The organism is bacterium (genome assembly GCA_040755795.1).
Classification (GTDB): Bacteria; UBA9089; CG2-30-40-21; order CG2-30-40-21; family SBAY01; genus JBFLXS01.
This window is the reverse complement of the sequence record JBFLXS010000394.1, coordinates 1-3,834: the sequence shown is the minus strand read 5'-3', so window position 1 is coordinate 3,834 and position 3,834 is coordinate 1. Positions and strand designations below refer to the sequence as shown.

The following is a 3,834-nucleotide window of genomic DNA, read 5'->3' as shown; positions in this document are numbered from 1 at the left end:
TTTATACAGATAAGAAAAATAAAGAGATTTTAGTGCGTTTAATGCGAGAACTTGAAATTGGTGAAAAACGAGAAAAATGTGGTCGTTACCGCGCCCACCACATACTGACTTAACATAGACATCTTTCTACCTTCAGGGGACAGAAGATAGAAGTCAAAATCTGACTTCTATCCTCTGATTTACTGATGGCTAACCGCTTACTATATCTGCTCTACCGTTTCGTTCTTAATCCAACCTATCTTACCATCTAACAATTCAATGCAATACCAATTATCTCTGACCTCGTTTATCTTTACCTTCGTTCCTTCGTGAATAAAAAAGATAGTCTCAATCTTATCCTCTGCACCGCTTTTTACCTCTACCCTGGGAACAATCACAATTACTTCCTTTTGTTGCAAAGTAGAGTAAATTTTGAGAGATAATGAAATTAATAAGGTTAAAAAAACACTGACGAGGATTATTCCCGTGATAATAAATAACCTTTTATTAATGAAGATATAGAGAATAATCAGGAGAGTTATGATTAAATAGATAATGAAAATGACCAAAGTTTGCTCATTAATATTTAATAACTGATGTGCTTTTATAATCCCTGCTTTTAGCCAATGACGCTTTTTGGATATTTTATCAATTGTCAATAGATTAACATAAGCAAGATTTGAATTTATATCTTTATCTCGCGGCAGGAATCTTTTTGCCCGTTCATAAGAAAGTATGCTTTTACCCAACTGACCATTTTTCAGGTAAGCATTGCCCAGATTATAAAAAATCACCCCATTTTTAATCCCTGAATCAATAATTTGCTGGTAAAGGGAAATAGCCTGTTCATATTTTCCTTCTTTGTAGTATTGATTAGCCTGATGAAATTTGGTATTCTCACCATAAGCTATCCCTACGCCATTAATTATTAATGCTAATAAAATTTGTTTCATCATATTTTTGCAATACACTCCTTAGCCTTAATTAAAATCTCCTCCATATTTTCCAATGTATAGGTAGAAGGTGCATATCGGGCATAATCACAGGACTTGAGAATATTTTGGACTTCATTAAGGATTTCTTCGTTTAGTTCTTTTGTTTCAAGGACTTCAATCGTTATCTCATTTGGTAAAAGATTGAGTTTATCCCCAAGATATTCAAGGATTGTTTTTGAGATGGTGCCATAAAATTCATCTTTCGTTTTTTCACCGAGTTGTCCTTTTGCCCGCGATAAACCTTTTAATGCCTTTTTCTTTATCCTTTTTAATCTTGAATATCTTTGATATGCTCTGATTAAATGCCGTTTATAAAAAATAGTCACCACGATACTCAATACAGGCAAAACCTGGAGTAATAAAAATAGTTTGTTTTGATATAAATAACTACTTTGATTGGTTAAATTTAATGGTTCTTTGATATACCGAATATCCTTTTTAAGTATTCGCACCTCTTGTTTTTGTGCCATTTTCTTTTCAAAAGATGAAGCGGGCTTAGCGATAATGGTAATTCGCGGGGTTTTATTCATTTCATACCTTTTTGTCTCTGGATTAAAATATGATAAAATTATCGGTTCGAGGATATGTTTGCCAGGGGAAGTGGGGATTAAAATATACTTATATTCTTTCTCCCCGCAAATTTTAAACTCTGAATTAGACACAGAAGATACCTCCCCGGAGGAATACACCTTAAAATCTATCAATCTGGGTAAAGAAGGCTGAGGAATGGTTTTGATATTTCCCTCTCCTTTTATTTTTACCTTAAGGTTAATCGGCTGATTTTCTTCAACTATTTTTTTATCTACTTCACTCGAAATCAAGAAATCCCCAATAGCACCTGAGAAATTTTTAGGTTTATTTTGAGGAAGTGGCAAAACCTTTATTTTGATTGGGTTTGTTTTCAAAAGGATAGGTTCCTGAAATGGACTTACAACGCAGGACATACTTGTCTCACCAATGGTATATTCGCCTTCTGTGGTTGGGAATAATGCTTTATTGACTACCTCATGGACTAAGTAGGTTAAACCATCTATGTTTTGTTTTGTTGGTTGTTTTGACACAGGTAGGTCTTCTACCCAAAAGCCAGTAAAAGATGGAGGCGTATAACCGGAACTTTCCCACAGATTAATTCGCTGGTAAAATTTAATATTTAAGGTTACCTGTTCATTAACAAAAACTGTCCGTTTATTGACCTGGGCATCTAAAAATAGATTACCCGGCACCTTTTCTAATTTTTTTATTGAGGAAGGCGATTGAGAAGGTGGAGGAGTAGCTTTCCCTTGACCAGTAACTTCAATCTCAATAGGTTTGGTTTGATATGTTTTCTCCTTATGATTCAAGGTAATGGCAGGGAGAGTGAAGTGTCCTACACCTTTTGGAACAAGCACATATTTGATTTCTAAAGAAGTAGATACCTGGACATTAACGATAGATATACTTTGAGACCGATAAGAATTAACAATATCAAAGTCTTTTAATGGTGGTAGTTGAGGTATCGGGAGACCACTTAAGTTACCACCGGAGATAGTTATCGATAAGGTAAGTTGTTCATCAATCCCTAAGATATTTTTATCTACCGATGCCTCAAAGGAAATTTCCTGTGCCCCAAGACCAGAACTAAAAAAGATTAAATTGAGGAATAAAATGTATAATTTCACATTCATATATTTCAATTAACAATTTATTTTAGATTCCTTCAAAAAACTTAAGAATTGCTCAACCGCTTTTGTTCTGAATTGGTGCTGTCTTAAAATAACGGTAATATCTCTTTTGAATTTAATCCCTGCGACATAAAGGATTTTGAGCGAAGATAGTTTTTTTTCCTTTAGAACTGTCCATTGTGAAACAAGACCTATTCCGAGTGCTGACTCAACAGCGGCTTTAATGGATTCAGAACTCCCTAATTCCATCTTGATATTCAAATCAGATAACTTTATGCCATACTTATTCAATATATTTTCTATGACATCCCTTGTCCCGGAGCCTTTTTCCCGCAATATAATTGGTTCTTTCTTAAATTCTTCTTGAGGTATCTCTTTGCCTTCCTCCCAGCGATGCTTTGGCGAGGCAATCACGACTAATTCATCCTCAATAAATTTCTCAACCAAAATCTCTTTATGCGAAACAGGTCCTTCAACTATCCCTAAATCAATTAAGTTATTAAGTAATTGAGCGGTAACTTCTTTTGTATTAGCATTGGTCAGGAGGATTTCAATTTTCGGGTGCAGGTCTTTAAATTTACCCAGAATTGCAGGTATAAAATACTGTCCAATAGTTGTGCTTGCCCCAATAACCAGGCGACCATGTGTTGTTGCAGTTATATTAGATATTTCTTTCTCTGCTTCTTGGTATAAACTCAAGATTTTCTCTGCATATTTAAAAAGGATTCCGCCAGCGGGAGTTAAGCTGACTTCACCCTTTATTCGGTCAAATAATCTTGTTTCTAAATATTCCTCTAATAAGCGAATTTGATGAGTTATGGCTGGTTGTGTCAAATACAAAAGTTTGGCGGTATTCGAGAAGTTTTTTTCATTAGCCAGAGTATAAAATGTCCTTAAAGAAAATCTGTCTAACATACTTAAAATATTATAGATTAACGAGGGATAAAAGTCAAGAGAAATTTATCTGGAGCAGAAATTCCCCAAGTTTTAATGGAGGAGTGAATAAGGTGTAATGGTAATGGGAATGTTATAGCGGTTATTAACTGGAAGTTTACATAGGATAATCTCCATAAATAGTAACCGTTCACCGCAGAGATGATATGATAAAGTGTCAAGTTTGACCTGCGAAAGATTTTATGGTATACTATACAAAAAGTATTAACTAACTAAAATAAGGAGGACAAACTTATGACACAAAC

General features: G+C 34.5%; 3 protein-coding genes. All 3 read right to left on the bottom strand.

The features are described from left to right. Positions 1-200 precede the first annotated feature (200 nt). From AB1414_17230 to AB1414_17220, 3 genes are read right to left on the bottom strand one after another with little or no spacing between them, the layout of a single operon-like run. Positions 201-935, bottom strand: coding sequence for a hypothetical protein (locus AB1414_17230; GenBank protein MEW6609158.1), 735 nt, complete (start codon positions 933-935; stop codon positions 201-203). Next, positions 932-2,632 (bottom strand): BatD family protein, encoded by a 1,701-nt coding sequence (locus AB1414_17225; GenBank protein ID MEW6609157.1) that lies wholly within the window; start codon positions 2,630-2,632, stop codon positions 932-934. The genes AB1414_17230 and AB1414_17225 overlap by 4 nt, the downstream gene beginning before the upstream one ends. Before the next feature lie 15 nt (positions 2,633-2,647). Further along, positions 2,648-3,550, bottom strand: coding sequence for a selenium metabolism-associated LysR family transcriptional regulator (locus AB1414_17220; GenBank protein ID MEW6609156.1), 903 nt, complete (start codon positions 3,548-3,550; stop codon positions 2,648-2,650). Positions 3,551-3,834 lie beyond the last annotated feature (284 nt).